Origin of the sequence: Bacillus sp. SIMBA_008 (assembly GCF_046535495.1) — a bacterium.
Lineage (GTDB): Bacteria > Bacillota > Bacilli > Bacillales > Bacillaceae > Bacillus > Bacillus subtilis.
Genome location: NZ_JAWRWL010001417.1, coordinates 1 through 230 on the forward strand (window position 1 = coordinate 1; position 230 = coordinate 230).

Below are 230 nucleotides of genomic sequence, written 5' to 3' on the forward strand. Positions count from 1 at the left end.
AGCTCGCCCGTCGGAGACGCGGCGGAGTTCGACGAACCGGACTTTGCGGCAACGTCTCGCGCCGGTTTTCCGGTGATCCCCGAGGTTTCGCATATCGTGCGTGCGCGATCCGAGCGCGAGGAGGAGCGCATCTTTCGGCGCGCGTACAACTACGACGATCGGCAAGTAGACGATGCGATCTCCAACTCCGGTCTTCTGTTCGTGTCGTTCCAGGCCGACGTCGACGCGCA

At 63.5% G+C, this 230-nt stretch carries 1 pseudogene; it reads left to right on the forward strand.

Features of this window, described 5'->3' with window-relative positions:
* Positions 1 to 230, forward strand: a pseudogene (locus tag SB658_RS28155) (hypothetical protein); the annotation flags it as partial.